Genomic DNA, 1667 nt, shown 5'->3' on the forward strand with positions numbered 1-1667 from the left:
CAGCGGCTACGCCCGCGTCGCCCGCGGCTTCCGCGGCCCGACCATCCAGGGCCGCTCGGCGGTGTTCAACAGCGACTTCACGACGGCGAACTCCGAGACGATCCTGTCGTGGGAAGCCGGCTTCAAGAGCCAGCTGCTGGACAACACCCTGCGCCTGAACGCCACGGCCTTCACCTACAAGGTCGAGGACATCCAGCTGAACGGCAACGACAGCAACGGCAACGGCGTGCTGTTCAACGCCGACAAGGCCGAGGCCTACGGCATGGAAGCCGAAGCCCAGTGGAAGCCGATCGCCAACCTGACCCTGACCGCCGGCCTCTCGCTGCTGCACAGCGAGATCAAGGACAAGCGCGTCTACGCCCAGGTCTGCATGCTCAACAGCGTGGTGGTCTGCACCGTGCAGAACCCGACGATCACGACGTCGAACGGCAACGTCTACGCTCAGATCGACGGCCAGCCGCTGCCGAACGCGCCGGAGTACAACATCGACTTCACCGCGCGTTACGACATCCCGCTGGGCAACGGCGGCCTGCTGTTCGCGGCCACCGACTGGAACCAGCAGGGCTACACCAACTACGTCCTCTACAAGACCAAGGAGTTCTACTCCGACGGCAACTTCGAGGGCGGCGTGAAGCTGGGCTACTCGGCTCCGGGCGGCGCGTATGAGGTGGCCCTGTTCGGCCGCAACATCACCAACGAGAAGAACCTCAAGGGCGTGATCGAGAACTACATGGCCTCGGTCTTCAACGAGCCCCGCATCGTCGGGATCTCGGTCAGCGCCAAGCTGCGTTGATCTGAGTTTCTGACCTGAACGAGCGCCCTCCGAGCTTCGGCCCGGGGGGCGTTTTTTCTTTCCCTCTCCCTGAAGGGAGAGGTGTCGGCGAAGCCGACGGAGAGGGAAGGGCTTACGGCGAAGAGGAGGCCTCTAATTCAGCAGGGACTTCCCCCTCCGGTCCTCTGGGCCACCTCCCCCTTCAGGGGGAGGGTCTCGCTCAGAGCGACTGCCCGTCGTCGACCGTGATCACCGATCCCGTCACCGCCCGCGCGGCGTCCGACACCAGGTAGAGCGCCGTCGCCTCCAGGTCGGAGGTCTCCATCAGGCGTTTGCGCGGAAAGCCCGACACGAGCTTTTGCCCGCCCTCGGTGCTGAACCAGTCGTCGTTCAGCTCGGTGCGGATGTAGCCGGGGCACAGCACATTGACGTTGATACCCTTGCCCGCCCACTCGCGGGCCAGGCTCTTGCCCATGTGGGCCGTGGCGGCCTTTGAGGCGCAGTAGGCGGTGATGCCCGGCAGCACCTTGTGCGCGCCGATCGAAGCCACCAGCAGCACCCGGCCGCGCGCCTCGACCCCGGCCCTGATCATCCGCCGCGCGCCCTCGCGGGCGGTCAGGAACACGCCCCGGGTGTTGACCCCGATGATCTTGTCGAAGTCTTCGATGGCGATATCCAGCGCCGAGGCGCGGACGTTGATCCCGGCGTTGGCGATCACCGAGTTCGGCGGGCCCCAGGCCGCTTCCACCGCGTCGTAGGCGGCGATCACCGAGGCTTCGTCCTCGACGTCCATCGAGACCGCCAGGGCCGAGCCGCCGGCCGCCTCGATCTCGCCGACCAGGGCGGCCAGCCTGTCAGCCCGCCGCGCCGCCACCGCCACCCGCGCGCCGGCCCG

The 1667-nt window shown here is 67.1% G+C and carries 2 protein-coding genes; one reads left to right on the plus strand and one right to left on the minus strand.

The genetic code is table 11. The features are described from left to right. Positions 1-793: TonB-dependent receptor domain-containing protein (locus DMC18_RS21775; protein ID WP_146218168.1), on the plus strand; the 793-nt coding region annotated here is incomplete at its 5' end. A 199-nt stretch (positions 794-992) separates the two neighbouring features. On the opposite strand, the gene DMC18_RS21780 is transcribed toward DMC18_RS21775, so the two are convergent. Beyond that, the coding region (locus DMC18_RS21780; RefSeq protein ID WP_110133305.1) for an SDR family oxidoreductase at positions 993-1667 on the minus strand (675 nt) is incomplete at its 5' end.

Source organism: Caulobacter sp. D5 (assembly GCF_003185805.1).
Taxonomy (GTDB): domain Bacteria; phylum Pseudomonadota; class Alphaproteobacteria; order Caulobacterales; family Caulobacteraceae; genus Caulobacter.